General features: G+C 55.5%; 23 protein-coding genes and 1 tRNA gene. 18 read left to right on the top strand and 6 right to left on the bottom strand.

Going from position 1 to position 25563, the window contains the following annotated elements:
* Positions 1–21 precede the first annotated feature (21 nt).
* Complete coding sequence (locus ABWH92_RS14170; RefSeq protein WP_375569404.1) at positions 22–2280, top strand: ComEC/Rec2 family competence protein; 2259 nt, start codon at positions 22–24, stop codon at positions 2278–2280.
* On the opposite strand, the gene lipB is transcribed toward ABWH92_RS14170, so the two are convergent.
* Positions 2268–2963 (bottom strand): lipoyl(octanoyl) transferase LipB, encoded by a 696-nt coding sequence (gene lipB, locus ABWH92_RS14165; protein WP_375569402.1) that lies wholly within the window; start codon positions 2961–2963, stop codon positions 2268–2270. The two genes, ABWH92_RS14170 and lipB, sit on opposite strands and share 13 nt — an antisense overlap.
* Positions 2964–3110: 147 nt before the next feature.
* Between lipB and ABWH92_RS14160 the strand changes: the two genes are divergently transcribed.
* Entirely contained in the window at positions 3111–3347 is a 237-nt protein-coding gene (locus tag ABWH92_RS14160; RefSeq protein ID WP_375569401.1) for a FliM/FliN family flagellar motor switch protein, read from the top strand.
* Positions 3348–3473: 126 nt separating this feature from the next.
* Positions 3474–3560 (top strand) — tRNA-Leu (locus ABWH92_RS14155).
* 55 nt (positions 3561–3615) lie between these two features.
* Here ABWH92_RS14155 and ggt read toward each other — a convergent pair.
* Positions 3616–5403 (bottom strand): gamma-glutamyltransferase, encoded by a 1788-nt coding sequence (ggt, locus tag ABWH92_RS14150; RefSeq protein WP_375569399.1) that lies wholly within the window; start codon positions 5401–5403, stop codon positions 3616–3618.
* A gap of 334 nt (positions 5404–5737) precedes the next feature.
* On the opposite strand from ggt, the gene ABWH92_RS14145 reads away from it, so the two are divergent.
* The gene (locus ABWH92_RS14145; RefSeq protein WP_375574256.1) at positions 5738–6580 is read left to right on the top strand and encodes a helix-turn-helix domain-containing protein; all 843 of its coding nucleotides are present in this window, start codon (positions 5738–5740) and stop codon (positions 6578–6580) included.
* 385 nt (positions 6581–6965) lie between these two features.
* Positions 6966–8075, top strand: a complete 1110-nt coding sequence (locus tag ABWH92_RS14140) for a SagB family peptide dehydrogenase (protein ID WP_375569397.1) — start codon at positions 6966–6968, stop codon at positions 8073–8075.
* Positions 8076–8106: 31 nt separating this feature from the next.
* Here ABWH92_RS14140 and ABWH92_RS14135 read toward each other — a convergent pair whose 3' ends face one another.
* Complete coding sequence (locus ABWH92_RS14135) at positions 8107–9105, bottom strand: ester cyclase (protein WP_375569395.1); 999 nt, start codon at positions 9103–9105, stop codon at positions 8107–8109.
* A gap of 131 nt (positions 9106–9236) precedes the next feature.
* Between ABWH92_RS14135 and ABWH92_RS14130 the strand changes: the two genes are divergently transcribed.
* The 10 genes from ABWH92_RS14130 (at position 9237) to ABWH92_RS14085 (ending at position 19275) form a co-directional block, all read left to right on the top strand.
* Positions 9237–10280: an ABC transporter ATP-binding protein gene (locus ABWH92_RS14130; protein WP_375569393.1), complete on the top strand. Its 1044-nt coding sequence runs from the start codon at positions 9237–9239 to the stop codon at positions 10278–10280.
* 74 nt (positions 10281–10354) lie between these two features.
* Complete coding sequence (locus ABWH92_RS14125) at positions 10355–11581, top strand: ABC transporter substrate-binding protein (protein ID WP_375569391.1); 1227 nt, start codon at positions 10355–10357, stop codon at positions 11579–11581.
* Positions 11582–11660: 79 nt separating this feature from the next.
* Complete coding sequence (locus ABWH92_RS14120) at positions 11661–12683, top strand: carbohydrate ABC transporter permease (RefSeq protein WP_375569389.1); 1023 nt, start codon at positions 11661–11663, stop codon at positions 12681–12683.
* A gap of 110 nt (positions 12684–12793) precedes the next feature.
* Positions 12794–13834, top strand: coding sequence for a carbohydrate ABC transporter permease (locus ABWH92_RS14115; protein WP_375569387.1), 1041 nt, complete (start codon positions 12794–12796; stop codon positions 13832–13834).
* A 130-nt stretch (positions 13835–13964) separates the two neighbouring features.
* Positions 13965–14498 carry an ester cyclase gene (locus ABWH92_RS14110; RefSeq protein WP_375569385.1) on the top strand — a complete coding sequence of 178 codons (534 nt, stop codon included), beginning with the start codon at positions 13965–13967 and terminating at the stop codon, positions 14496–14498.
* Positions 14498–15559 (top strand): ester cyclase, encoded by a 1062-nt coding sequence (locus ABWH92_RS14105; protein ID WP_375569383.1) that lies wholly within the window; start codon positions 14498–14500, stop codon positions 15557–15559. The genes ABWH92_RS14110 and ABWH92_RS14105 overlap by 1 nt, the downstream gene beginning before the upstream one ends.
* On the top strand, positions 15556–16530 hold the full coding sequence (locus ABWH92_RS14100) for an ester cyclase (protein ID WP_375569381.1): 975 nt from the start codon (positions 15556–15558) through the stop codon (positions 16528–16530). Before ABWH92_RS14105 ends, ABWH92_RS14100 begins: the two co-directional genes overlap by 4 nt.
* 3 nt (positions 16531–16533) lie before the next feature.
* Entirely contained in the window at positions 16534–17502 is a 969-nt protein-coding gene (locus ABWH92_RS14095; protein ID WP_375569379.1) for a cupin domain-containing protein, read from the top strand.
* Position 17503: 1 nt separating this feature from the next.
* Positions 17504–18142, top strand: a complete 639-nt coding sequence (locus ABWH92_RS14090; protein WP_375569378.1) for a class I SAM-dependent DNA methyltransferase — start codon at positions 17504–17506, stop codon at positions 18140–18142.
* 11 nt (positions 18143–18153) lie between these two features.
* Positions 18154–19275 (top strand): cobalamin-independent methionine synthase II family protein, encoded by a 1122-nt coding sequence (locus tag ABWH92_RS14085; protein ID WP_375569376.1) that lies wholly within the window; start codon positions 18154–18156, stop codon positions 19273–19275.
* Positions 19276–19285: 10 nt separating this feature from the next.
* On the opposite strand, the gene ABWH92_RS14080 is transcribed toward ABWH92_RS14085, so the two are convergent.
* Positions 19286–20824: a UxaA family hydrolase gene (locus ABWH92_RS14080; RefSeq protein WP_375569374.1), complete on the bottom strand. Its 1539-nt coding sequence runs from the start codon at positions 20822–20824 to the stop codon at positions 19286–19288.
* 299 nt (positions 20825–21123) lie between these two features.
* Between ABWH92_RS14080 and ABWH92_RS14075 the strand changes: the two genes are divergently transcribed.
* From ABWH92_RS14075 to ABWH92_RS14065, 3 genes are read left to right on the top strand one after another with little or no spacing between them, the layout of a single operon-like run.
* Positions 21124–21810: a GntR family transcriptional regulator gene (locus tag ABWH92_RS14075; RefSeq protein WP_375569372.1), complete on the top strand. Its 687-nt coding sequence runs from the start codon at positions 21124–21126 to the stop codon at positions 21808–21810.
* Positions 21807–22793: a TIM barrel protein gene (locus tag ABWH92_RS14070; protein WP_375569370.1), complete on the top strand. Its 987-nt coding sequence runs from the start codon at positions 21807–21809 to the stop codon at positions 22791–22793. The genes ABWH92_RS14075 and ABWH92_RS14070 overlap by 4 nt, the downstream gene beginning before the upstream one ends.
* Positions 22790–23704, top strand: coding sequence for a PfkB family carbohydrate kinase (locus ABWH92_RS14065; protein ID WP_375569368.1), 915 nt, complete (start codon positions 22790–22792; stop codon positions 23702–23704). Before ABWH92_RS14070 ends, ABWH92_RS14065 begins: the two co-directional genes overlap by 4 nt.
* Here the strand turns inward: ABWH92_RS14065 and ABWH92_RS14060 are convergent.
* On the bottom strand, positions 23686–24522 hold the full coding sequence (locus tag ABWH92_RS14060; RefSeq protein WP_375569366.1) for an amidohydrolase family protein: 837 nt from the start codon (positions 24520–24522) through the stop codon (positions 23686–23688). The genes ABWH92_RS14065 and ABWH92_RS14060 overlap by 19 nt on opposite strands.
* A 15-nt stretch (positions 24523–24537) precedes the next feature.
* Positions 24538–25560 (bottom strand): aldo/keto reductase, encoded by a 1023-nt coding sequence (locus ABWH92_RS14055; RefSeq protein ID WP_375574255.1) that lies wholly within the window; start codon positions 25558–25560, stop codon positions 24538–24540.
* Positions 25561–25563 lie beyond the last annotated feature (3 nt).

Raw genomic sequence — 25563 nt, 5'->3', positions numbered from 1 at the left:
GTCCGCTACGCGGGAACTGCAATGGCTGAAGACCCGCCAGCCGTTCGGCAGAAACCACGGTTGCTTTCAGCTATTGCGCTGGAAAGACTGGCGACGGGCAAAGCGGCGCGATCTAGTCACCCCGCCATCAGCAACGAAGACCTGGCCGAACATCGTCCATCGGCTTTTTCGAGAACACGCAAAGCTCTCCTGCAGTCTGTTGAAAACTCGCTCGCGATGGGAAACGGCCCTGCCTGGCTTGTCTTTGGGCTGGGCGGCGGACTCATTGGCTACTTCGCTCTGCCCTACGAACCAGCCCTTTGGGCGCTCTACCCAGCAGCTATCGCATTGAGCCCTTTGGCATGGCGCGCCCGTTCGGGTGTTGGATTGTACAGCGCTTTGATGGCGCTCTTTGTGGTTTTGGGTGTGGCCCTTGGCGCGCAAACAGCGCGACTGGTTGACGCGCCTCAGATTCTCGTTGAACGGGTCGATCAGGTAACTGGCAGGGTGGTGCGTGTGGAGCAGCGCACCCCAGCGCGCGCTCGATTGACGGTCGATCGGTTGGCCATCGAAGGCTTACCAGCTGAGAGAACGCCGGAGCGAATTCGCATCACGGTGATCGCTGATGCCGGCACGATAACGCCAGGGGATGAGATTGATGTGCTTGCCCGCCTGGGGCAACCACCCGAGTTTGTGATGCCAGGTGCGCGCAACATACGTCGTGAACTCTATTTCGATGGTATCGGCGCCACTGGTTTCAGTTATGGCCGACCATCGCGCATTGAGAGAGCCGCAGAGCACCGCCTCTCTTTTCAGAGTGTCGTTCATGCTGTTGAGCGAACGCGGTTGGCGCTGGCGGCACGCTTCTCTCAAACCTTGCAGGGTGACACTGGGGCCTTGGCAGCCACTCTATTGGTCGGCAAACGTGATGGTCTGTCTGAGGAAAGCTACGAGGCGCTGCGTCGCGCGGGGCTTGCCCACCTTTTGGCGATCTCCGGCATGCACTTGGCGATGATGACCCTTTCAGCCATCGCTATGATCAATCTGGTGCTTGCGCTTCACCCCTCAATGTCCACCTCGCAAAGCGTAATGCGGTGGGCAGCTCTTGCGGGATTGATCATTGCCAGCGGGTATTTGGTGCTGTCTGGCGCGAGCACGGCCACCCAGCGTGCCTTTGTCATGATTGTCATTGTGCTGGTTGCGATGATGACAAGCCGGCGAGCCTTGACGATCCGCGGCGTGGCTTTCGCCGCACTGATCGTGTTGTTGCTTCATCCTGAAAGCATATTGGGGCCAAGCTTTCAGATGTCGTTCGCCGCGACTTTGGCTTTGGTCGCCTTCTACGGCGCGTTTACGACCTCTCCCTGGGTGTGGCAGATGCGCGCCTCGTGGCAAACAAGCTCGCTCGGTCCGATGATACGGCCAATAAGTATCGTTTCCGGCATTGCGCTAACATCACTGGTGGCCGGGCTCGCGACAGCGCCTTTCGCCGCTTACCATTTTTCGGTTGGCGCGCCTCTAGGCTTGCTGGGCAATGTGCTGGCCTTACCACTGGTTTCCCTAATCATCATGCCCGCAGGACTTATCGCGCTTTTTCTGACACCCTTTGCGTTGGAAGCACCAGCGCTCATCATAATGGGATTTGGCATTGATGCCGTGATGGTTATTGCCCAATGGGTCGCATCCTTCGACGGGTCGCGCGTGGCAATAGCCGCCATCACGCCGCATGCTTTGTTGCTGCTTACCCTCTCTGGGTGTTTGGCTGCGTTCTTCACGGCGCGCGCACGTCTAACCTCGGTTCTGCCCCTGGTTGTGCTTCCCTTTTTGGGTGTCTTTCAACCCGTCCCCACTATCCTCGTGGAGCGCAATGCAGCGACCGTCGGACATGTCAGCACCGGCGTGGAAGCCAATGTATGGATTGATCGTTCGATAGCCCGTGGCAGCAGATTTTCAGTTGAAATGTGGGGACAACGCTTGGCCATTGATGAGCACACCCATGCCACACCTACCAATTGGACGTGCGATCCGTTGGGATGTGTGCTGACACTACAAGGCGGAGAAACGATTGCACATGTTCTCGATGCCGCCGCGCTGGAGGAAGACTGCCGGTTGGCCAACATTATTGTCAGCCCATTGCGTGTGCCGGAAAGCTGCCAAGCAGATCTGATCATAGACCAGGGCGTATTGCAGGAGCATGGCGCTACCGCTCTCATACGGACCAATGAAGGTGGTCTGGCCATTTGGCCAAGCTTTGCAACGCGAACGCGCCCCTGGGAACAGATCAGCAATCAAACTGAGTGAAGCGGGCCGAAAAGCTGCTCGGCTTCCGCTTTCAACGCGAGATCCAGATCGTCCATGGCAACTGGCAAGCCCAAATCAACCAAACTGGTCACGCCATGCTCGCTCACCCCGCATGGCACGATGCCTGAAAAGTGCTCCAAGTCTGGTTCCACGTTGATGCTGATACCGTGAAAACTCACCCATTGGCGCACGCGGATTCCAATGGCAGCAATCTTGTCCTCTGCAATTGTACCAGGCACAGGCGAGGCTTTCTCCGGTCGTTGAACCCAGACGCCAACCCTATCTTCTCGCCGTTCGCCGCGGACATTGAACCGATCAAGCGTCTGGATGATCCACGCTTCCAATCCCGCAACAAAAGCGCGCACGTCTTTGCCTCGTCGATTGAGATCAAGCATCACATAGGCAACCCGCTGACCGGGCCCATGATACGTGTACTGCCCACCCCGTCCAGTCTTGATGACCGGAAAACGGTCCGGTGCCATCAGGTCCGCCGGATCAGCGCTGGTTCCTGCGGTGTAAAGGGCAGGGTGTTCGACAAGCCAAATCAGCTCCGGTGCATTGCCAGCGCGAACGGCAGCGACACGCTCTTCCATCGCCTCAACCGCAGAATCATAGTCGATCAAACCAGGTTCAACGCGCCACTCAATGGGAGGCGTGGCTGCAAAAAGCTCATCTGTGACCAAGGTCTCTTCGCGTAGAATGGGTCGGAACTCCTGATTTCCTGGTGCTCTGCAGTCAGCGCAGCTGAACGAATGTAAGGCTTTAAGTATGCGTTAACCATCCACGCTCAATGGTGAGTGACGAGCCCTCCTAATGAGTTTCAGTGCCTGATGCAAAACCCCATTGAAAGCATATCCGTTGATATCGCTGTTGAGCTTGGCGCGACCGTCATGCCGGTGCACCAGTTGCTTCGCATGGGTCGTGGAGCGGTCATTGAGCTTGAAACGCTGCCCAACGAGCATGTGAAGGTTCTGGCCAACAATATGCAGATAGCTGAAGCTGAAGTGGTTGTAAGTGGAGACGCCATTGCCGTTGCCATCACCCAGATCGGAAAATCTGAGCTTTAGACTTTGATTGCAAACGCGTTTTCCACTCGCGCTGAAAAAATCACGCTTTCGGACAAACCAGCCCTTGAGACTGTGAGCGGCCTTTGGTATCAGCGCCGCTCTGGATGCTAATTCAGAATAGTCTTTGCGGTCGTGGCGGAATTGGTAGACGCGCAGCGTTGAGGTCGCTGTCCGGTAACACGGGTGGAAGTTCGAGTCTTCTCGACCGCACCATTAAAAGCAAAGCCCCGTGGGAACCACGGGGCTTTTTTCATTTTCTATCAGAGCTTTACTCGCCTAGCGCTATGCCTTCGCGGCGTCGATCGGCACCGCCAGACAATGTCTCGTCGATGGCGATGGCATGAAGACCTGATGTCAAGGCGCGAACATTGACCTCAAAGCCCATCTCTTCCAGTCGTTCTTGGAAATCAACGGCGCTTGTGCCCTCTTCCACATCATAGGTGCCAAACCGATTGACCAGATGAGGCATATCGATGGCGGCTTGCACATCCATGCCCCAATCAACATGCGCGATGATGGTTTGCGCAACATAGCCTATGATCCGGCTTCCGCCCGGTGACCCCACAACAAGTACCGGCTCTCCGTCTTGCAGCACGATTGTTGGTGACATGGAGGAACGGGGGCGTTTACCTGGCTCGATACGGTTGGCGATAGGCACCCCATCACGCTGGGTTCGAAACGAGAAATCGGTCAACTCGTTATTGAGCAAGAAGCCGCCTGGCGCCATCACACGAGAGCCAAAGCCGTTTTCAATCGTGGTTGTCATCGACAGGGCGTTGCCAAAAGAATCGACGATCGAGATGTGGCTGGTTGAGGGCAATTCCAGCGATTCGTCGTCTGCTAGCACCATGGCGTGATCCCATTCGGGTATCCCAGCCTCGACCTCTTCCAAAGCATTGTCGCCTGCAAGCAACTCCGCCCGAGAGGCCAGGTAATCCGGGTCAACCAAACCCCGCGTTGGCATCGGTACAAAGTCGCTATCCGCCATGTATCGGCCTCGATCGGCAAACGCCAACCGTGAGGCGTCGCCTATAATGCGCCAAGCGTCCGCGCTTTCCGGTCCCATTTCCCCCAGATCATAGGATGCAGCCATGCCGAGAATTTGCCCGACGGTCAGGGCGCCCGAAGATGGTGGGCCCATGCCGCAGACATCGTGATCACGATACGCAACGCAGACGGCATCGCGTTCAACAACATCGTAAAGCGCTAAATCGGTGAGACTGAGATGCCCAGGATTTCCTTCAGCGCCGCGGACAGCTGCGACGATACCCTCAGCAATAGGTCCTGAGTAGAACGCATCAACACCCTCGCTCGCGATGGCATGCAATGTGTCTGCATAAGCCTGATTGGTCAGAAGTGTCCCTTCGGCGATGGGCTCTCCACCTGGCAAAAAGTAACTGGCTGTTGCGGGAAAGCGGCCAAGCCGCTCTGCATCACCTGCCACCAATGTGGCGAGCCGTGGGGAAACAGCAAACCCGTCTTCGGCATGGGTGATGGCCGCTCTAAAAAGACTACCCCAATTGGCGTTGCCCCAGCGACGGTGTGCTTCCTCCATCAGGGCAGGTGTCCCCGGCGTGCCAACCGATAGTCCGCCAACAACAGCGTCAAAGAAGCGAAGCGGCTCGCCGGTAGCGTCTTGGAACATAGTTGGCGTGATGGATTGCGGCGCCGTTTCCCGCCCATCAAGAGTTGTAACGTCACCTGTTCTTGCATCGTACCATACGAGAAAAGCGCCGCCGCCAAGTCCGGAGGATTGTGGCTCCACCAAGCCAAGCACGGCTTGCACGGCCACCATCGCGTCGGCAGCTGTGCCACCAGCACGAAGCACATCGGCACCGGCCTCAACGGCCAGTGGGTTCGCGGCCGCAACCATCCAAGTGTCCGCCTCAACGGGTTGACCGGCTTCTTTTGCTTCTAGTGCCGCCATAGCCGCTTCGCTCAACCCCGAAAAAGCACTCTGCGACGCCATCTCCGGTGCGACGCTGTCAGCGGCTTGTTGGGCAAGTGCGCTGGTGCTCATAAGAGCGCCAAGAGTAAGAGCAAGAGTGATCCGCATACTGTGTCCTCCTCACGGTGTTTCTTGGGAGGGTGGATCAGGCTTAGATATCAGGCAAGCCAATTGTCGAACACTTGGTTCAATCGCTGCCAATTGTGATCCAGTGAAAGGTTTGACAGGTCGGTGAACACGCAAGTTCAAAAATGAGTAGGCGGCTCACTAAGGACTGTTCATGATACTTTTTGGTTTTGTCGGCTCCATCAGCGACAAGTACCGACATTACTTGTTTGATCCTTGACGAAGGTTGCAACCATCGGTGATGGTGTGCGGCCGATTGGCAATGGACGTTCGCATAGCTCTGTCCGAGCTTTGATCCATAGCCAACAACAGCGTGATGCAAGCAGAAAACGGCGCCGATGCGCCCAGAGGATTGACGATGGAAGTACGCGAAGTGTTTGCGCGAAATCTGCGTAATCTGTGCGAGACGCAACCGAGCATTGCAAGCGTTTGCAGGGATGTCGACATAAACCGCCAACAGTTCGCGCGTTATCTCAGTGGTAAGGGTTTGCCCAATACGGGTAATTTAGAGAAGATATGCGAATACTTCGGAATCGTAGAAGCCGAGCTCTTCAGCTCGGATAGGTTGGTCGATGCAAACCATAACCTTAAACAGAAGCATCCCGTTGGGCGCCAGCTGATGGGGATTATCGAAGAAGAAACCCCTGCTAGAATTGAGCCCGGCATCTACTTTGTAGATTTCACTGGGCCGCAGCACGAGAACACGGTTGTGCGATCGGTGTTGATTGTGAAGGCACAAGGCAACATCATGACATTTCGACGCATAACCGGATTTGGTGAGCGTCGACGCAGTTGGTGGGCTCAGTTCGATGGCGATCATGAGGGCGTAATCCTTGAGCGTCGCGGAAATTTCTACCTGATGGGTATCAACAGCAGCGGTACGCGCGAGCCTTCAATGATCGTTCTGCGGTACGCAGCAACTGAGCGTTTTGTATTGGTTGGTCATGCATCCATCATTGGACCCACCGGTCCAACAACAATGGCGGCCGTTATCACGGCCGCACCAAAATCAATGTCGTTGCGTGGAGCCTTGAAAAACGCTCGCTCCCACGCGGTCGACGCGCCGACCATTCCGATGGACATCATCGATCTTTTGGAAAGCGAGCGTCACAGCCTGGCGCGTCAGCCAGCGCCCCTTATTCAAGCTGTGCCAGCATAAGTAGCTACATATTCACGTTGATTTTTCGCCTGCGCGTTGAAACGCGCAGGTTTTTTTTGTCGTGTTTTTACCTCTTTAGGGTCTCATGTTCGCACCTTTCGCACAAAGCGCGAAGGGCTTGTGCACCTCGCTCGCTCTCCGCGCACCCTTCGCGGATCACGCTGCTCGTTGGCCTCTGAGAGATTTTCCATGTTGCCGCCAGCCGTACTTCGCGGCGTGACAACTTTGGAGAATGATAATGACTTCTCGATCTTACCGTGACTTAGGTTTCTCAAATCGAAGGCGTTGACACGCCTGCAATGGCCTACGACAAACGCTAAGCGTGTAGGACTGCAGACCGGCAGCCGGTAAGGCTGCCGGTCTTCGCATGCTTGAGGAGCACAGCATGCACTATCGGGCGTCGCACGCCTTGGTCTTTTATGCAGAAGGTGAGACAGGGCTGGTTGGGCTCAACTACCTTCAAAACAAGCGTTTTGCCGGTAAGTCGGACATAATCACGCTCCTCGGAGTGATGGGAGACTGGTCAACACCTGGCGCCATTGCTGAAGCGCTCGGCATAAATGATGAGCAGTTGCTCTCCGTACAACTGAACAACTTAGCCGACAGCGGTATCGTTGTCCGCGAGGGTTCGGACGAAGCCGAACTTGAAGACGCCCATTTCTCTGCTTGGAAATGGGGCGCTCCAGCAGCACTTTACCATCATATCGTCCAAGATCGTCCTGTGATGTCGGTCGATGAAGCGCTGGACAAACAGCGTGAAAAAATCGACACCACCGACCAGCCAGATGCGTATTTTGTTCCCGGGGCTGCGGACAAAAAGATAGAGCTACCGCGCGAGTGGTGCTTTGCCGATTATGACCTAGGGCAAAGCATGGATGGCCGTAGATCTGTTCGAGAGGTCACGGCTGCGCCTATCTCGATGGAAGCCTTGTCCGACTGCTTACGTGCGGGCTTTGGCATCAATGGTTACACGCAAAACGACGCCGGTGTCCGTCTTCCGCTGTCGTTTACGCCATCAGGCGGCGCTCGCAACCCCTACGACGCGTTTGTCTTCGCAGAGACCGTTGAGGGATTGGTCCCAGGCATCTATCGATATGCGCCGCTTTCCCATGCATTGGTACCCTGCGGCCAGAAGTCTGCTGGGTTTTCCGCAATGCTGGGTGGCCAGGATTGGCCCGATAGGATGTCGTGCTTCATTGTTTTGCGGGCGGATTTCTCACGCAGCATGTGGAAATATGACGACGCCAACGCCTATCGCGTGGCGTTGATCGAGGCCGGACACATTGGCCAAAACGTTATGCTTGCCGCTACTGCTCATAGTCTCACCGCGTGCCCATCGGCCGCTCTCAACCACGCTCAATTGGCTGAAGACCTCGGGCATACCGATGATCCTGTAAAGGCTGCCGTCTATGCTCTTGGATTAGGGCACCCCGACCAAAGCTTAGCCGGTAAGGAAAATGATCCAAAGGCCGGCCAGCCCTATTCGATGACTTGAAATGGCCGAAGGCGAGATCACAGTGGCGTTGTCAGTGACCGCGAAGAGTTTGGGTTTTGGCAATCAGATCGATGCCCATCTGCGCCATCAGATCGTTGTAGTCGAGCAGAACCCAGTTCTCCATGATCTTGCCATCTGCGCAGCGATAGAAGTCCATCACGCGAAGTGTCAGTGCTCGACCATCGGCTTTCACGTCTAAGTAATCGCCTTTGAAGGTCATAGTCATCGAAGGCCAACCTGATATCGCAGCGTAATTGCTATCTCCGAGGCGGCAATAGTGGTCGCCACCTTTACGATCCGGGAACGCGCGAAGAAACGGTTCGCGGTGATCCCTCACAAAGCCATCCCACAGATAGTTGGATCCTATGCCCGCCGGTCCGTACCAGAGCATGTCCTCGTGCCAATATCCCGATGCGCCTGTCTGGTTGCTGGAAGAGAATGTTGTTGGATCGAAATTGTGGAGGTCGGCGAGCATGCCTTCCACCACATCTAAAGAGCGTCCAGCCATATCCTGATCGCTATCTGGAAGCACCCCATCATGAGTTGCAGGTCCAGGGAAAAGCGTTTCCAGCCCATACGATGCGCCGAAGGGGTTGATACCGGTCTGGCGGATCATATCGGGGATATCGAGAATGATCCGCGCTTTGGTGATGAGCCCGTCATCGATACGATAGAACTCACCGGAGCGCGCAAGCATCAAATGGTAGGACGGTGCTATCCCCAAAAAAGGGGCGTCGAAGTTGCCCAAATAATGGGTGACCGACGCAACCCATTCACCACCTTCTTCGCGGATGTTTTGCCCGCCAATGAAGATCTCATCGCGCCGTTGAACACGCGTTAGTGCGGCTCGAAGAGGGCGAACAAAGCCATCCAGAACAGCGTCAGGACCAACCAGATGATTGATGGGGTGGGACACGTCCCAAACACAGTCAGGCGCAAGGTGCTCATGTGCCAAATCGTTTAAGACCGACTCAGGTGCGCGGATCAACGTGTTGAGAAACGTGTGGGCTGATGCCCGAAAATCGGTCATTTTGGCTCCATTTTCGGCAATAAGCCGATGCGATGCATTGGTATGCAAATTTGCTCTTGCCACGCTTGGCAATGTGTTGAAAGCTTCTTGCTGCACGGATTCAAAAACAAAAACACCGTGTGGGAGTGGCTATGGCTGAAATCCAGTTGCGCAATGTGTGCAAGCGTTGGGGCTCGTTCGTCGGCGTCGATGACTTTGACCTGACCATTGCTGACCGAGAATTCCTGGTCCTCTTGGGACCATCGGGGTGCGGCAAGACAACAACCATGCGTATGATCGCCGGGCTTGAAGAAGCAACCAGTGGCGACATCAACATTGCCGGGCGACGGGTCAACGATCTGGACCCAAAAGATCGTGACATCGCAATGGTGTTCCAGAGCTACGCGCTCTATCCAAACATGAATGTCTACGACAACATTCGTTTTCCTTTGAAGGTCCGCAAGGTCCCGCAAGAGGAGCACGACGCGCGTGTCCGCCGCGCTTCGGCGATGGTGGAACTTGATGAGTTTTTACACCGCAAGCCTTCTGAGTTGTCAGGCGGTCAGCGTCAGCGTGTTGCGCTTGCACGTGCAATTGTGCGTGAGCCCAACGTCTTCCTGATGGATGAGCCTCTTTCCAACCTAGATGCCAAACTGCGGGTCTCAACTCGGGCGCAAATCAAAAATCTATCGCACGAGCTAGCGGTCACAACGATCTATGTGACCCACGACCAGATTGAAGCGATGACACTGGCCGACCGTGTGGTGGTGATGAAACAAGGCATCGTCCAGCAAGTCGGGACCCCCACAGAAATCTATGACAAGCCTGCCAACACATTCGTGGCAGGCTTTATTGGTTCACCAGCAATGAACCTGATGGAAGGCAAGCTGGAGGGCGGGACCTTCACTGGAGAGAATGTTGAGGTCGCTGGCCTTAAAGGGCCCGATGGGCCAGCTGTCCTAGGCTTTCGGGCTGAAGATGCACAGATCACCAATGCTGGGGAAATCAACGCGCCTGCCTATTCTGTCGAGTTGCTTGGCGATGCCACTATGATCACGGTGCGGGCGGGCGGTGCCCTGGTGGCCGTTAAGGCTCACAAAGACTACCGCACAAAAATCGGTGCGCCAGCTGCCATCGCTGTGGCTCCGACAATCTGTCATCTCTTCGATGCTGAGAGTGGACAACGCATCGATTAAAACTTTTGCCCATTAGGGCGTCGCTGACACGCTTGGCACCAATGCCTGGCGAATAACAAGGGAGATACAATCTCATGAAAAAACTTCTTCTTGCTAGCGCTGTATCCATCGGCGCGATCATGGCCGTCAGCACGTCAGCTCATGCTGATTGCGCGATCCAAAACGATGTTGAACTTTCCTCTCTCACCGCAGGTTTCGAAGCTTGGAAGTCTGTTACCGACGCCATGGCTGAATGTGGCAATTTCACCGCCGAGCTGGACCAAGAGTTTCGGACAAAGCAGCCAGCGGCTTTCGCTGCTGATCCATCGCTTTACCAGATTGGCGGCGTATCAAACGGTACGGTGACGCCTTTGCTAAACGAAGGCACCATCCGTCCACTTGATGATCTTGTCGCCGCCTATGGCCAGGATCTGTCACCGAACCAACTGATCCGCATCGATGGTCAGATCATGGCGGTCGCGATGATGGTGAACACCCAGCATCTGATGTATCGGCACGACATCTTTGATGATCTTGGCCTGGATGTTCCCACCACTTGGGAAGAGGTGATCATCGCTGCTGAAGCGATTCAAGAAGCCGGTGTGGTCGAGTATCCGCTCGGTGGCACCATGAAAGCTGGCTGGAATATCGCTCAAGACTTTAACAACATGTTCCTGGGCTTTGGCGGCAGCTTCGTGAACGATGACGGTACCCCCAACGTCAACTCAGAAGCTGGCGTCAATGCGCTGGAGATGATGGCGCGTCTTACCGAGTTCATGGACCCAGAATATCTAGTGTCTGATAGCACCTATGTGCAGCAGCAGTTCCAGCAGGGCACCATTGCGATGGCCAATCTTTGGGCTTCACGTGCAGCTGCTATGGATAATGCCGATGAGAGCCAGGTTGTTGGCTTGGTCAACACCGCTGCCGCTCCGTTGGCAATGGATGGCGGTGCACCAGCAACAACACTCTGGTGGGACGGCATCGTGATTGCTTCCAACATCACCGACGAAGAAGCCGAGGCCGCTTTCCAAGTGGCTCTTGAAGGCATCGACACGGACATGGTGATGGAAAACAATGAAGACGCCATCTGGCTGATACCGGGCTATGAGCCAAACCGGCTAGCCGAAGGGGCCATTGCCACGGCCACCGCTAGTCCAGCGCCACAGTCCTACCCGTCCTCAACTGAGATGGGCCTCATGCACACAGCCCTCGGCAACCAGCTTCCCGCGTTCTTTACCGGTGAGCTGTCTGCCGAAGAAACGCTTGCTGCTATCGAGGCGGAGTATGTGACGGCCGCTGAAGAAGCTGGCGTTCTTTAGGCACACAGTCTTTGGGGTCGGTTTGCGCTGACCCCAAAGCTTTCTCTAGGCAACATCAGCGCATTTCGGGGGAGATGGCATGAAGTTCCGCACCTTTGCCGCCTTTGTTGGCCCATCTATCTTCCTGATGCTTCTGTTCATCGCCGCGCCGCTTGTGAGCGTGTTCACGCAGAGTTTTTATCTCACGCAACCTGTTGTGGAGATCGTCACCGAAGAGGTTTGCACGCCAGGTTTCTTGCAGCAGACCTGCACCACCGAAACGCGTAGCCAGCCGGTTCTCGACGAGGCCGGTCGTGTGGTGCGTGAAACAACGTTTGTTGGTCTACAAAGTTACCGCAACGTGCTTGAACCAGAGCGCGCGTGGAATGCGATTTCAAATTTTGATATCGGCGGCTTGCTGGCCATCGATTTTTGGAAAGCACTGCGTTTTACGCTGACATTCACGTTGATCACGCTGCCCTTGGTGATCGGGGTGGGGCTTGCCATTGCGCTTGCCGTCAACAATGCAGCGAAAGCTGTGCGTGGGCCGGTGATTTTTGTTTCTCTGCTGCCGTTCATCATCACGCCGGTGATCGGTGCACTGTCGATCCGTTGGCTCTTTGTCGGTGATGGCATCCTGACGCGTGCGCTGGAGTGGTACATCGGCACGGATATCGCAATGTTCGCGCAAGGCTGGACCATTGAGATATTGATGCTTTTCTATCGCGTCTGGCATGTTGCGCCATTTGCATTTGTGATTTTCTATGCGGGCCTTCAAACAGTAAACACCGATACGGTAGAAGCCGCGATTATTGATGGCGCTTCCCGCTGGCAGCGGCTCTGGTACATCATCGTGCCGCACCTTATGCCGTTGATTGTCTTCGTGGCGCTCATCCACCTAATGGATGCTTATCGTGTCTTCGAAGAGGTCGTTGGCTTCTCCTCACAGGCCCATGTCATTTCGTTGCAATGGCTAACATACGACTTCTTGCAGCCCGATGATTCCGGCAACCGTGCCGTGTCGCGAGCCTCAGCCTCGGCCATGCTCACAATGATTGGTATTGTGATCTTGCTGATACCGCTGCTGCGCAAAACATGGCGCGATCACAGGGGAACTCGCTGATGTCTGGTCCCAAGGCGCTTCAACAACCACTCACCTTGCGTTTTGCTTCCAACGCATTTCTCGCCTTCTGGTGCCTGCTTGCGGCGTTCCCGATCTTTTGGATCGCTGTCATGAGTTTCAAGGCCCCGGTCGATGCCTTTGCAGGCAATCCGCTGGACGTGATTTTTGGCCCGATGACACGTGCTGGTGGCGATGGACTGACACTGATCGACGTTGTGGTTGGTATCGCCGTCCTCTACGCCGCTGTGCAGTTTGCGATGCGGCTTTTGCCACGACTGGTGGGAGTGTATTCTCCTTGGGGCAGCCTTGTTCTTGGCTGGTTGATTGGCAGCGCTGTTTTCGCCGTCGGCTTTATCCTCGTCTTTTTTGGGCTCCTGCCGCCCATCCTTGGCGCAATCAACAGCGCGCTTGGTCTGGAACCGGTGATCGGCCTTACCACCGCACACTATCAGGCGGTCTGGATTGACAATGAGTTTTGGCGCAACTTCGTCAACTCACTCATCGTGACGGTCGGCGTGGTGACCGTATCGCTAACGGTCGGCACACTCGCTGGGTATGCCCTGGCGCGGTCCGGCTCTCAGTTGGCCTTCTGGATTCTTATCATCGCACTTGTTTTCCGGGCGCTTCCACACTCGGTTCTCGTTGCGGGCTATCTGCCAGTTTTCGTGAATTCTGCGGCGATCCTTGAGCCTATCTTTGGAGAAAACGCCCCAACGCTTTACGGCCAGCCGCTCGCCGTGATCGCTGTGCTCGTGTCGATCAATCAGCCCTTTACAATCTGGATGCTGCGCTCATTTTTCATGAGCATCCCCGCTGAACTGGATGAAGCCGCACGCGTGGATGGCTGCACCCACTTTCAGGCATTTCGGTGGGTTATCATGCCGGTCATGTGGCCAGGCGTGATCACAACCGGGCTGTTCTCATTCTTGCTGGCTTACAATGATTTTCTGGTCACATCGCTGCTCTTGGATGCCTCCAATCAAACGATGGTTCCAGCCATCGCTGGATACTTCAACCGCGAAACCACGACAACAGATCAGGTGGAGGCCGTTGCTGCGGCCGTGTCCATCACAGCGCCCCTGTTCCTACTGGTCATGATCTTCCAACGCCAGATCGTATCAGGTCTGACGGCTGGGGCCGTGAAGGGGTAGGGCTATGTCATCAAACGCCCGTAACGGCGCCCTTATGCGTCATCCTTGCCTGAACCGCATGCCGCGCGACTTCATAAGTGCCTGAAGCGTTTTCATCAGACGTTTCAATGCATTATGAATGGATGGGCATATGCAGGGCTCACGACCCGAACAAGCGCTTTTCACGCGCGACACGGATCTTTCCAAGACCGACGACACGCGGCGCGTTATCGAGGACATGGTCGATGGTTTGAACGATCATCGCATCGACGATATGGGCGAGTTTTTTGCCGAAAACTTTCGCTGGATGGGTAACTTCGGATGCGGCACCAAACAGGGGCTGCAGCAATTTCAAGACAATTGGCAGCGTCCTTTTCAGGCAGCCTTTACAGACAAAGTGTGCGTGGATGAGGCTCGGCTGTTTATGGGCGAATGGGCGGCCGCTTTTGGCCGCCAGGAGGCCACCCATTCGGGTGCCTTCATGGGGATCGAGCCAACCGGCAACCGCGTCGTGATCCGCTACATGGACTTTTGGAAAGTGGAAGATGGCCGCATCGCCGACAATTGGGTGATGGTCGATTTTCCCGACATCTTAGCTCAGTTGGGTGTTGATGTTTTCAGTGGTGAAGGCTGGGAAGCCTATGACCGTGGAGAGCGTGTTCCACCGCGCCCTGAGGCTGCGTGATGGATGTGCCAAGCCATCACAAAGCGCTGATCGCACCTTACCGGGCTGCTCTCTATAACTTCAATGAAGCGGCGCTTCTCACCATTATGGACGACCTGTTCAGTTTGGATCTTGTCGCCAATTTTTGTCACCCGATTGGCACCCTGTCAGGGCCTGCCGCGACGTATGTTGCCACCATCGCGCCGCTTGCCAACGCATTTCCTGACTTGGAACGACGGGACACAATTGTGATGGCTGGCCCAACACCCAAAGGTGACCATTGGGTGGGTTGTGGTGGATTTTACACAGGCACCTTCAAGCGTCCTTTTCTTGATGTTCCACCAACCGGCCATATGGCGGCCATGCGCTTTCACGAGTTCTATCGTTTTGAAGACGAGCGCGTGGTGGAGATCCAGGCGCTTTGGGATATTCCCGAGCTTATGATGCAGGCAAGCGCCTGGCCAATGCAGCCGAGCTTAGGCCGTGAGTGGCAGGTGCTTGGTCCAGCCACACAAGATGGTATTGTGCCAGGGCCCTACGACGAGGCAACCAGCAGCATCACTTGTCAACACATCATCGACATGTTGGAGGCAATGAAACGCCATCCATCGCAGGGCGGGCCGGAAGTGATGGAAATGAATCGCTACTGGCATGAAAAGATGAGTTGGTACGGACCGAGCGGAATCGGGACCGGTCGTGGTATTGAGGGTTTCCGCAACTGGCATCAAATCCCGTTTCTGGCCGGCATGCCTGATCGCGGCCAGTATGTTGATGAGATAACCTATCATTTCTTCGGTGATGGCAATTACGCTGCCGTGACCGGATGGCCGGACATGATCCAGACCATAAGCCATGGCGGGTGGCTCGGAATCCCACCGGTGAACAAACGCATCACGATGCGCTCACTCGACTTCTGGCGGCTTGAGAGCGGCAAGATTCGTGAGAACTGGGTGATGGTCGACATGCTTGATATGTACGATCAAATAGGCGTCGACGTGCTGGCGCGGATGAGAGAATTTAACAAAGCAAAACAGGGCTTTAACCGGCAAACCGGCAAGGCCGTGACAGGAGCATTTGTATGAAAGGTTTCAGCCAGCGCTGGAAAAATTTTCCCGACTACATCTTGGGGATCACCAAAGAAATATGGGAAGACCGCGGCATCGCCACCCTGGAACGCTACTATGCTGACGATGTGATCGTGCGCATGCCCTCTGGTATCTCCATTGGCAATCGCGGCTCGATCAACTCCACAATGGCAGTGCTGTCCGAACTCCCCGATCGTCAGCTCCTGGGCGAAGATGTCATTTGGTCGGGTGATGCGGAGACTGGAGACCTGTTGTCATCTCACCGCTTGATGTCAACAGCGACCCACAGCCGCGATGGCGTTTACGGGCCAGCATCAGGAAAGCAGTTGCGTTACCGCATCATCGCTGATTGTGCAGCCGCGGACGATTCCATCTATGATGAGTGGTTGATCCGAGACAATGGCGCCATTGTTCGACAGATTGGCCACGATGTGGTCGAGTATACTCGCCGTTTGATCGAAGCTGAAGGTGGCTTTGAGTACGCTGCCAAACCGTTCACGCCATCGGCCGACAAGCAAGGAAGATACAGGTCCAAAGGTAACACACACGAAGCTGGTGTACGCTATGCAGACAATTTGCGTCGATTGATGCGCGCTGATTTCGCATCCATCCGGGAAACTTATGATCGGGCATGCCAGATTGAAATGCCGGGATACAAAACCGATCACGGTTGGCAGGCTGTTGATGCGTTTTGGCTTGGTTTGAGAGCGGCTTTTCCAGATGCGACCTTTGAGATCCATCATCAGATCGGCATGGATGATTCTGATGGGTTTCCTGAACGTGCGGCAATCCGCTGGTCGCTGACCGGCAAGCATGCAGGCCATGGCGTTTTCGGCAGACCTTCCGGCGCGGACATTCACATTATGGGCGCAAGCCATGCCGAGTTTGGGCCGTGGGGCTTGCGTCGAGAGTTTGTGCTCTACGATGAGATTGCGATCTGGAAACAGATTCTATTGGCAACAGGATAAGAAATGACCCCTCAAGACATGGAAGCTCGGATCGTTCGATATGGCGAGCTAAAGCCCTGCAAAACAGCCTTTATCGACGCGCACACGCCTGGCTCGGACCAAAAAGAGAACTTCACAATTATCGGTGGTGGGGTTTCAGAGAGCCCTGATCAGCACGTGCACATCTCTATCCCGCACGGGTTCAACATTGGTGCGGCCGGCCAGCCGCCTAAGTGCCGAAATTCGCTGCACTCTCACCGCACGGCCGAGGTCTTCTTTGTGTTGTCTGGTCGCTGGCGATTTTTTTGGGGACGTTGGGGAGATGCTGGAGAGGTTGTTCTGGAAGAGGGCGATATCTTCAACATCCCAACGGGCATCTTCCGGGGTTTTGAGAACATCGGAACCGACTATGGAATGATCATGGCCATTCTCGGTGGTGATGATGCGGGCGGCGGTGTGATTTGGGCGCCGCAAGTGATTGAGGAAGCCGCGGGTCATGGCCTGGTCCTCTCAGAAGAAGGCAAGCTGTACGACACCAAGCAGGGGCAGTCTTTGCCAGATGGCATCGGACCAATGCCGCTTCTGACGGATGATGAGCTCACAGCGTATCCTGAGCCAACCACGGCGGATGTCGTGCCCAACTACGTTGCCCGCTATTGGGATGTGGTGGCCTTGGCCGACAAAGCGCCTGCCAAAGTGATCGGTGAGAATGGTATGCTCCGTGACAAGCCGGGTTTTGAGGTTGATCTAATCACCCGCGCCTCTGCCAGTGAGGCGATGCATCAGCACAATCGACCTTCAGTGCTTATGCCGGTGACTGGACACTGGAAGGTTGACTGGGAGGGCGGCGAAACTGTGCTGGCGCCTGGCGACACCATGAGTGTGCCGGAAGGTCTTCCACATCGCGCCAAGCCATCCATGACAGGAGAAGCCGCGCTCTACCATATCGTTGGGACGGATGATCCCGCCGGGCTGACATGGATGCCAACCTAGAGTGCCGCCAAACAACGTTTCTTCTCGTGATCTTCAAGCCATCCACGCACAGACGCGTGACATCTATGATCGGGTTGCTGAAGGCTACGATGCGCATCGTTCCAAGGTTCTGTTCGAGCAAGACTGGCTTGACCGTTTCCTAAGCTGCTTGCCGCAGATGCCCAAAATTCTTGATGTGGGATGTGGGGCTGGAGAGCCGATTGCGCGTTTTCTTGTTGAACAAGGCTGCGCGCTAACCGGGGTTGATGTTGCGCCCGGTATGCTGTCCCTCGCAAGAGAGCGGTTTCCCGATCATAGATGGCTTGAGGCCGACATGCGTTCGCTCGACTTGGGTAGCATGTTTGACGGCGTTTTGTCCTGGAATGCCTCTTTTCATCTGACGATCCAAGAGCAGCGCGACACGATCCCGTTGCTTGCCAAGCATGTCGCGCCATCAGGCGCTCTCATGTTCACTATCGGACCGAGTGAAGGGGAAGGCACAGGGACGGTGGAAGGGGAACCTGTCTATCACGCTAGCCTCCACCCAGAAGACTATCAGTCCATCCTCTCCGAGCTGGGCTTTTCCAACATTCAGATTGGTTTGGAAGACGCCAAATGCAATCTCCACTCCATCATCCTGGCCACACACAAGAAGCCGTAAGAGGACCCATCATGACCATCGCCACCACCCATGTCGGTTCATTGCCCCGCAGCCAAAACGTTGTCGATTTCATCTTCGCTCGCGAGCGGCAGGACGACTATGATCAGGCAGCCTTCGATGCCGCCATGGCCGAGCACGTAATGGACGGGGTGCGTCGGCAAAAAGATGCTGGCATCCACATCGTTTCTGATGGCGAAACATCGAAGATCAGTTACGCCACCTATGTGAAGGATCGCTATACGGGTTTTGATGGCGATAGCCCACGCAACGCTCCGGCGGACTTGAAAAAGTTCCCGACGTTTCTCAAACGTTTGGCGGAATCCGACGGCACGCCGACTTACTCACGGCCCATGTGCGTGGGCGAGGTGAAGTCTAAAGGGCAGGGCGAGCTTGAAAAAGATATCGCGAACCTAAAATCCGCGATGCAAGCCCATGGCGTGGAGCGTGGGTTCATGAATGCCGCATCACCAGGCGTCATCTCACTGTTTTTGCCCAACGATCACTATTCAAGCCGAGAGGCTTATCTGGCAGCCTTGGCCGACGCGATGCGCGAGGAGTACCGCACGATTGTTGATGCTGGACTTGATCTACAATTGGACTGCCCAGATCTCGCGCTTTCTCGGCACATGCTTTTCAACGACCTGTCAGACGATGAGTTCGTGAAGGTTGCCCAGCAAAATGTCGACGCCCTTAATCATGCCCTTGATGGCATTCCGCAGGATAAGGTGAGGGTGCATATCTGCTGGGGCAACTATGAGGGACCCCATGTCTGCGACATTGATATGGCAAAAATGTTCGACACGCTGATGAGCACGAACGCACGGTACATGCTCTTTGAAACGTCCAATCCACGCCATGCCCACGAGTGGGCGGTTTTTGCGGAGCGCAAGGCTGATATCCCTGATGACAAAGTGCTGGTGCCAGGTGTGGTCGATACCACAACCAACTTCGTTGAACATCCAGACGTTGTCCGCCAACGCATTGAGCGGTTTGTCGATGTTGTCGGAAAGGAACGGGTGATTGCCGGTTCCGATTGCGGCTTTGGAACGTTCGCGGGCTTTGGCGCCGTCGATCCAGAGATCGCCTGGGCGAAGTTGGCAACGCTCGCCGAAGGAGCATCACGGGTCATATAAGCTCTGCGTTCTACATCACGGCGCCAAGCTGCCAAGGCACGAATTCGGCGCCACCAAAGCCCTGTTTCTCGCTTTTGGTCTGTTCACCTGAGGCCACGGCTACCAACTGACTGAAGATGGCTTCGCCCTTTTCTTTGGCAGTGACACCGTCAGAGAGAACATCGCCACAATTGATATCCATGTCGTTGGCCATCCGCTCGTACATGGGTGTATTGGTGGCGAGCTTGATGCAGGGCGTTGGCATATAGCCTGATACCGACCCACGTCCTGTTGTAAAGGCAACAAGGTTCGCGCCAGACGCGATCTGACCCGTCACTGAGCAGGGGTCATAGCCAGGGGAATCCATGTAAACCAAGCCGTGGCTCGTGACAGGTTCAGCGTACTTGTAGACGTCGACAAGGGGAGAAGCGCCGCCTTTAGCAACTGCGCCCAAAGACTTCTCCAGGATGGTCGTCAAACCGCCGCGCTTGTTGCCGGGTGAGGGATTGTTATCGAGCTTACCGCCGTGCATGGCGGTGTAGCGCTCCCACCAATGCACACGCTCCATGAGTTTGTCCGCAACTTCGGGCGAAACCGCCCTATGGGTCAGCAGGTGTTCCGCGCCATAGATCTCCGGTGTTTCGGAGAGAATGGATGTTCCGCCCGAAGCAACAAGCAAGTCTGAGGCATAGCCGAGAGCAGGGTTGGCGGTAATTCCGGAATAGCCGTCTGAGCCGCCACATTGCAGGCCAAGTGTTAGCTGCGACAGGGACGCAGGCTTGCGTTCCACAGCATTGGCTGCTTCGGCCAGCTCCTTTAGCAGGGCGACGCCTCGTTCCACCGTTTTCACAGTGCCACCAGACTGTTGGATGGTCATGTACCGAAAGGCTCCATCGGCGCGTGGGCGCCCTTGGCCAATCAAATCGCCAACCTGCATAACCTCGCACCCTAAACCCACCAGCAGGATGCCTCCGAAGTTGGGATGTTGGGCATATCCTGACAGAGTGCGAAAAAGCGTGTCATAGCCTTCATCGTCACCAGCCATTCCACAGCCGGTCCCATGAACGATGGGGGCAATACCGTCGACGTTTGGAAAAGCGTCCAGCAAGCCACTTTTCTCAGCCGCATCGGCGATAAAGCGCGCCACGGAGCCTGAGCAGTTCACCGACGTGACAACCCCAAGATAATTGCGTGTGCCGACCCGGCCATCGGCGCGATGATATCCCAGGAAGTTGGTTGGAAGGTCCTTTGATGCCTGGATGGTTGGCGCACCCGTCTCACCGGCCTTCAGCCTTATGGCCCCATCGTCGGCCTGATCGCCCATAGCCAAGTTGTGGCTGTGAACGTGCGCTCCAACCTCGATTGGCGAAGTGGCGCGTCCGATCATCTGACCATAGCGAATAACAGGATCACCCGCCACATGCCGAACACGGCTGATCTTGTGGCCTTGGGCCACGCGATCAAGAGTCGTGATGTTCAGAGAGGCCAGATCTGCACCCATCTCCAAGTCCTCGGTTGCAACAGCAACTGTATCGTTTGGATGAAGCAAAAGCGCACGCAGCTGTGACATAGACTTGGAATCGTGTGATGGAGGCACTTGAAGGACAACCTTCTTTAGAGAACAGAGGCTTCGTATCTCAAACGCTGGCACAAACTCTTCTTGCAGAGAGCAAGCAGCAAACCCTACAACTGCCCTATGAGCTGAACGACGCGACCAGTTGACAGCACCTGGTCGGCAACTAACATGCTAACATGCTACAGCTGGATCGGGCGAAGGTGCAAGACCCAACACAGACCTCCAAGGCCGTTTCCGAGGCCGACTTGTCAAAACCCACATTGACCGGGATCGCGAGACCTGAAGGCAGCGCCTTGACTCTGGCAAGTTTGGACGATTTTCCAGGAACGCTGGCCCAAAAAACATATGGGTCGCTCAAACAAGCCATACTCAGTCTTCATCTGAAGCCAGGGGAAGTGTTGCGCAAACCAGAGATCTGCCAACAACTTGGCGTTTCTCGCTCACCAGTCGCCGAAGCTTTAGCGCGATTGGCTGTTGAGGGTTTGGTGGATGTGGTCCCCCAGGCGGGCACCTTTGTCGCACGATTTTCTCTTGAAGAAATTCGTGAGGGTGCCTTTCTGCGCGAGGCCCTGGAGCTGGCAACTGTGGAATTGCTCGCCACAACCATCACCGACGATCAATTGGTGCAACTGCGGCGGAACTTACGCATTCAAGCCGCACTGGTAAGCGATGGTGATTTTCCCGGATTCTATCAAATGGACGGCCAGATGCACGAGCTGATGATGTCGTTCACCGGCTTCAAACGGTTGCCCCAGATTGCTGAAACGAGTTGGGTGCATGTCGATCGTGCACGCCAGCTTATCCTTCCTCAACCGGGCCGGGTGCAGGCCACTCTAAAAGAGCACGAAGCGATTCTTGCCGCGTTAGAGCGACGTGATCCTCAGGCCGCCAGGGAGACCACACGGCATCACCTACGCCAACTCGTTGCACTGCTTGAACCTATGATGCGCTCCAAACCAGAACTGTTCGTCAGCCTATGACCATTCTCCGGCCGAACGCGCCGCGCTATGCAGCCCGCCTGAACGCCTTCAAAACGGGTTTGCCAGGTAAACCAAGCGCTGAGGACATGCTGCGACGCGCGTCCACGGTGCCGGGTCTCAATGCCGCCGACCTCAACTATCCCGATCATTTTGATCACCATAGCGCCGAAGAAATGATGAGGGTGTTGGAAGACTGCGGCATGGCGCTGAACGGCCTGGCGATGCGCTACTACACCGATCCAGGCTTCCGTCTTGGAGCCTTCACACACCCCAATCCAACTGTCCGACGCGCTGCCGTGGATATCACAAAAAAAGGATTGGATACGCTGGCACATATGGGCGGCAATCTGATGACCCTTTGGATGGGGCAAGATGGTTTCGACTACGCATTCCAGGGCGACTATAAGGCCATGTGGGACACCACGATTGAGGCCATTCAAGAGGTCTGTGACCACAATCAAGCCATTGATATTGCGATCGAGTACAAGCCCAATGAGCCACGGGCCTATGCTCTTATGCCAGACATCGGCACCACCTTGTTGGCTGTGAAAGAAGCAAACAGAACCAACCTGGGTGTCACGTTGGATTTCGCCCACGTTCTTTACGCCGATGAGATGCCAGCTCACACTGCTCATCTGATTGTTCGCCATTGCAAACTGCTGGGCGTCCATCTCAATGATGGCTACGGCAAGCGCGATGATGGTCTGATGGTTGGCTCAGTTCACCCAATGCAGACACTCGAGCTCTTTGTTGAGCTGGAGCGGGCTGGCTATGATGGTGCAATCTATTTCGACACCTTCCCCGATCATGGCGGTTTGGACCCATGTGCGGAGGCGGAGACCAACATCATCATGGCTGAGCGCTTAAGAGCAACTGCAGCGCAGCTGGTGAGTGACAGCAGTTTGGCTGCTGCTATTGCCCAGCAGGACGCGACAAAAAGCTTACAAATCGTGGGCGAGGCGCTCTACCGGAGCCCGGTTTGAGCATCCTGGTTGTTGGGGCCATCCACCATGATGTGATTGTTGATGCGCCTTCTCTTCCTCGATTGGATGAGACCTTACCAGGCAGTGCCGTTCGCTATGCGTTTGGTGGAAAAGGCGGGAACCAAGCTGTTGCCGCGGGCCGTCTAACCAAACATGACAAGACCAGTATATCGATGGCCGCATGTGTTGGGAGCGATGCTCCAGGTGATCAAGCACTGGACATCTTGGCTGACGCTGGTGTCGCGACAAATCAGGTGCAGCGCGTTGAAACGCCCACCGGAATGAGTGTTGCCATCAGCCTGCCAGATGGTGGCTATGGAGCCGTTATTGTATCAGGATCCAATCAAAAGCTTGATGCTGATGCCATAGCCATTACGCCTCCAACGCAGTGGGTTGTGCTGCAAAACGAGCTGCCGCTAGCGGCAAACGAAACCATTGCCGAGAAAGCTAAGCGTGCTGGTGCACGCGTCTTGCTCAACGCAGCGCCAGCGCGACCTCTCGGTTCCGATCTGGCCGGTCAACTCGACTGCCTGGTCGTCAATCGTGTGGAAGCGGCAGACTTGCTTGGCCTTTCCGCTAAAACCTTGGACGGCAAGGCAGCCGTGCTTCAACTGGCCGCCAACTATGGGTGTGCTGTGATCGTCACGCTTGGCGATCAAGGTCTTTGGTTCATTGACTTGGACAGTGCAGAGTTCTTGCCGGCTCATGAGGTGTCAGTCATTTCAAGCCACGGGGCGGGCGATGCCTTCATCGGCGCTCTAACGGTTGCTCTTTGCAGGGGGCAATCACTCGCCGCAGGGGTGCGTTATGCCTCGGCAGCTGCTGCTATGCATGTTTCAACGCCGGTTGAAGAACGCGCATTGATCACCGATGAAATGGTTCAAACGCTCGCTCAAACATCCAGCCGATAGAAGGCTTTGGCGTTTCCGCCAAAAACCGCAGCCTTTTCCGCTTCGCTCAAATGAGTGGTTAGTTCTAATGCGGCCGCGCGCCAATCATCATATCCACGCGCCAGACGCGAAACGGGCCAATCTGATCCCCAAACCATCCGCTCTGGTCCGAACACCTCGAACACATGCACTACGTAGGGTCGCAAATCATCCACAGTCCAACCCTCACTGGCTTCGGTGACAAGCGCTGAGTATTTGCAGAAGGCATTGGTGTCAGTGGCTATCTTGGCCATGCCGTCGGCCCAGAACCTGAACGTCTCTGGAGAGTGATCTCGGATTTGTGGCTTCATGCAGTGATCGACCACCACGCGCAGTTTCGGATAACGCGTGAGAAGGGTGTGAAAGTTGGCCAGATGACGTGGGAAACCCAAGGCATCAAAGGATAGGTCAAGCTCGCACAAAGCTTCATAGGCCCATTGGATATCATCGCGCAGCATCCAGTCATCGTCGGGGATGTCTTGGATCATCGGGCGGACGCCAAGGAACTTCGGATGCTTGGCCAGTCGTTTCAGTTGTGCCAAGTCTTCCGGCTTCTCAAAATCAATCCAGCCAACCACGCCAGCAACGAACGGCGTCGCATCGGCTATACCAAGCATGTACTCCGTCTCTTGGATTGTCGCGGCAGCTTGGACCAACACCGTTGCATCAATCTCGTGGCGCTTGAGGTGTGGTGTTAGATCAGCGGGGCCGTAAGAGCGCGCCAAAATGGCGTTGTCCATTGGCATCCAATCATAGTCACCGCGCGCCGGGTTCCAAAAGTGCTGATGAGCATCGATCATCACAGCTTTGCCGCCTCAAACCGGTGCATCATCGCGCATCAAACCTTCAGCTTTGAGATCGTCCCAAAGTGTTTGGGGTATCTCGGCCTGAGAGGCCTGAAGATTGGATTCCATTTCGGCCATTCCTTGTCCGCCCGGGATCACGGACACCGTGGTTGGGTGACGGAGAGGGAACTGAAACGCTGCGTCGACCATGCGCACGTCGTGACGCTGGCAAACAGCTTGAATACGAGCAACTTTGTCTAACACCTCGGGCGGTGCCACATCGTAGTTGAAGAAGGCACCTGGCTTGGGTCCGGTTGCCAAAACCCCCGAATTGTAAGGCCCGCCGATAACCATGCCGATGCCTCGCTGTTCAGCCAGCGGCAGATATGTTTCCAGAGCCTCTTGCTCCAAAAGCGTGTAACGACCCGCCAAGAGGAAAATGTCAAAATCGCCTTGCTCGGCCAAAGTCTGGCAGCTCTGCCACTCGTTCACCCCTGCACCAAAGGCTTTGATGACGCCTTGCTCGCGCATCTCTGACAGTGCCTTGTAGCCGCCATCATTCATCAGCTCAGAGATCTTTGCGTCCAGCGCCTCTTGGCTCCCATGATTGAAGATGTCCAAGTCATGGGCAAACAGGACATCGATGCGGTCAATGCCCAGACGTTCCAGCGAAAACTCAACCGAGCGCATCACGCCATCATAGGTGTAGTCGTAAATCTCTTTGCGGGCGGGCACGTCAAAAAACTTGCCGATGCAATCGCGCTGATCTGGTGTGGTGACTTTAAAGTAACGCCCGATTTTGGTGGAAAGCACATAGGAATCACGCGGCTTATCGCGCAAAAAGCGGTTCAAACGGGTTTCTGAAAGCCCAAGCCCATAAAGCGGCGCCGTGTCGTAGTACCGTACCCCGGCGTCCCAGGAACGCTGAAGCACCGCATGGGCATCATCATCGCTCACCGCTTTGTATAGATTGCCAATCGGCGCCGTCCCGAAACCAAGTTCAGTGAAGGTCAGGCCGCCATTGCCCAGGCGATCCCAGTGCCGTGTTTTCAGTGG

The organism is Ahrensia marina, assembly GCF_042140245.1.
Classification (GTDB): Bacteria; Pseudomonadota; Alphaproteobacteria; order Rhizobiales; family MH13; genus MH13.
This window is presented reverse-complemented; position numbering and strand designations above follow the sequence as displayed.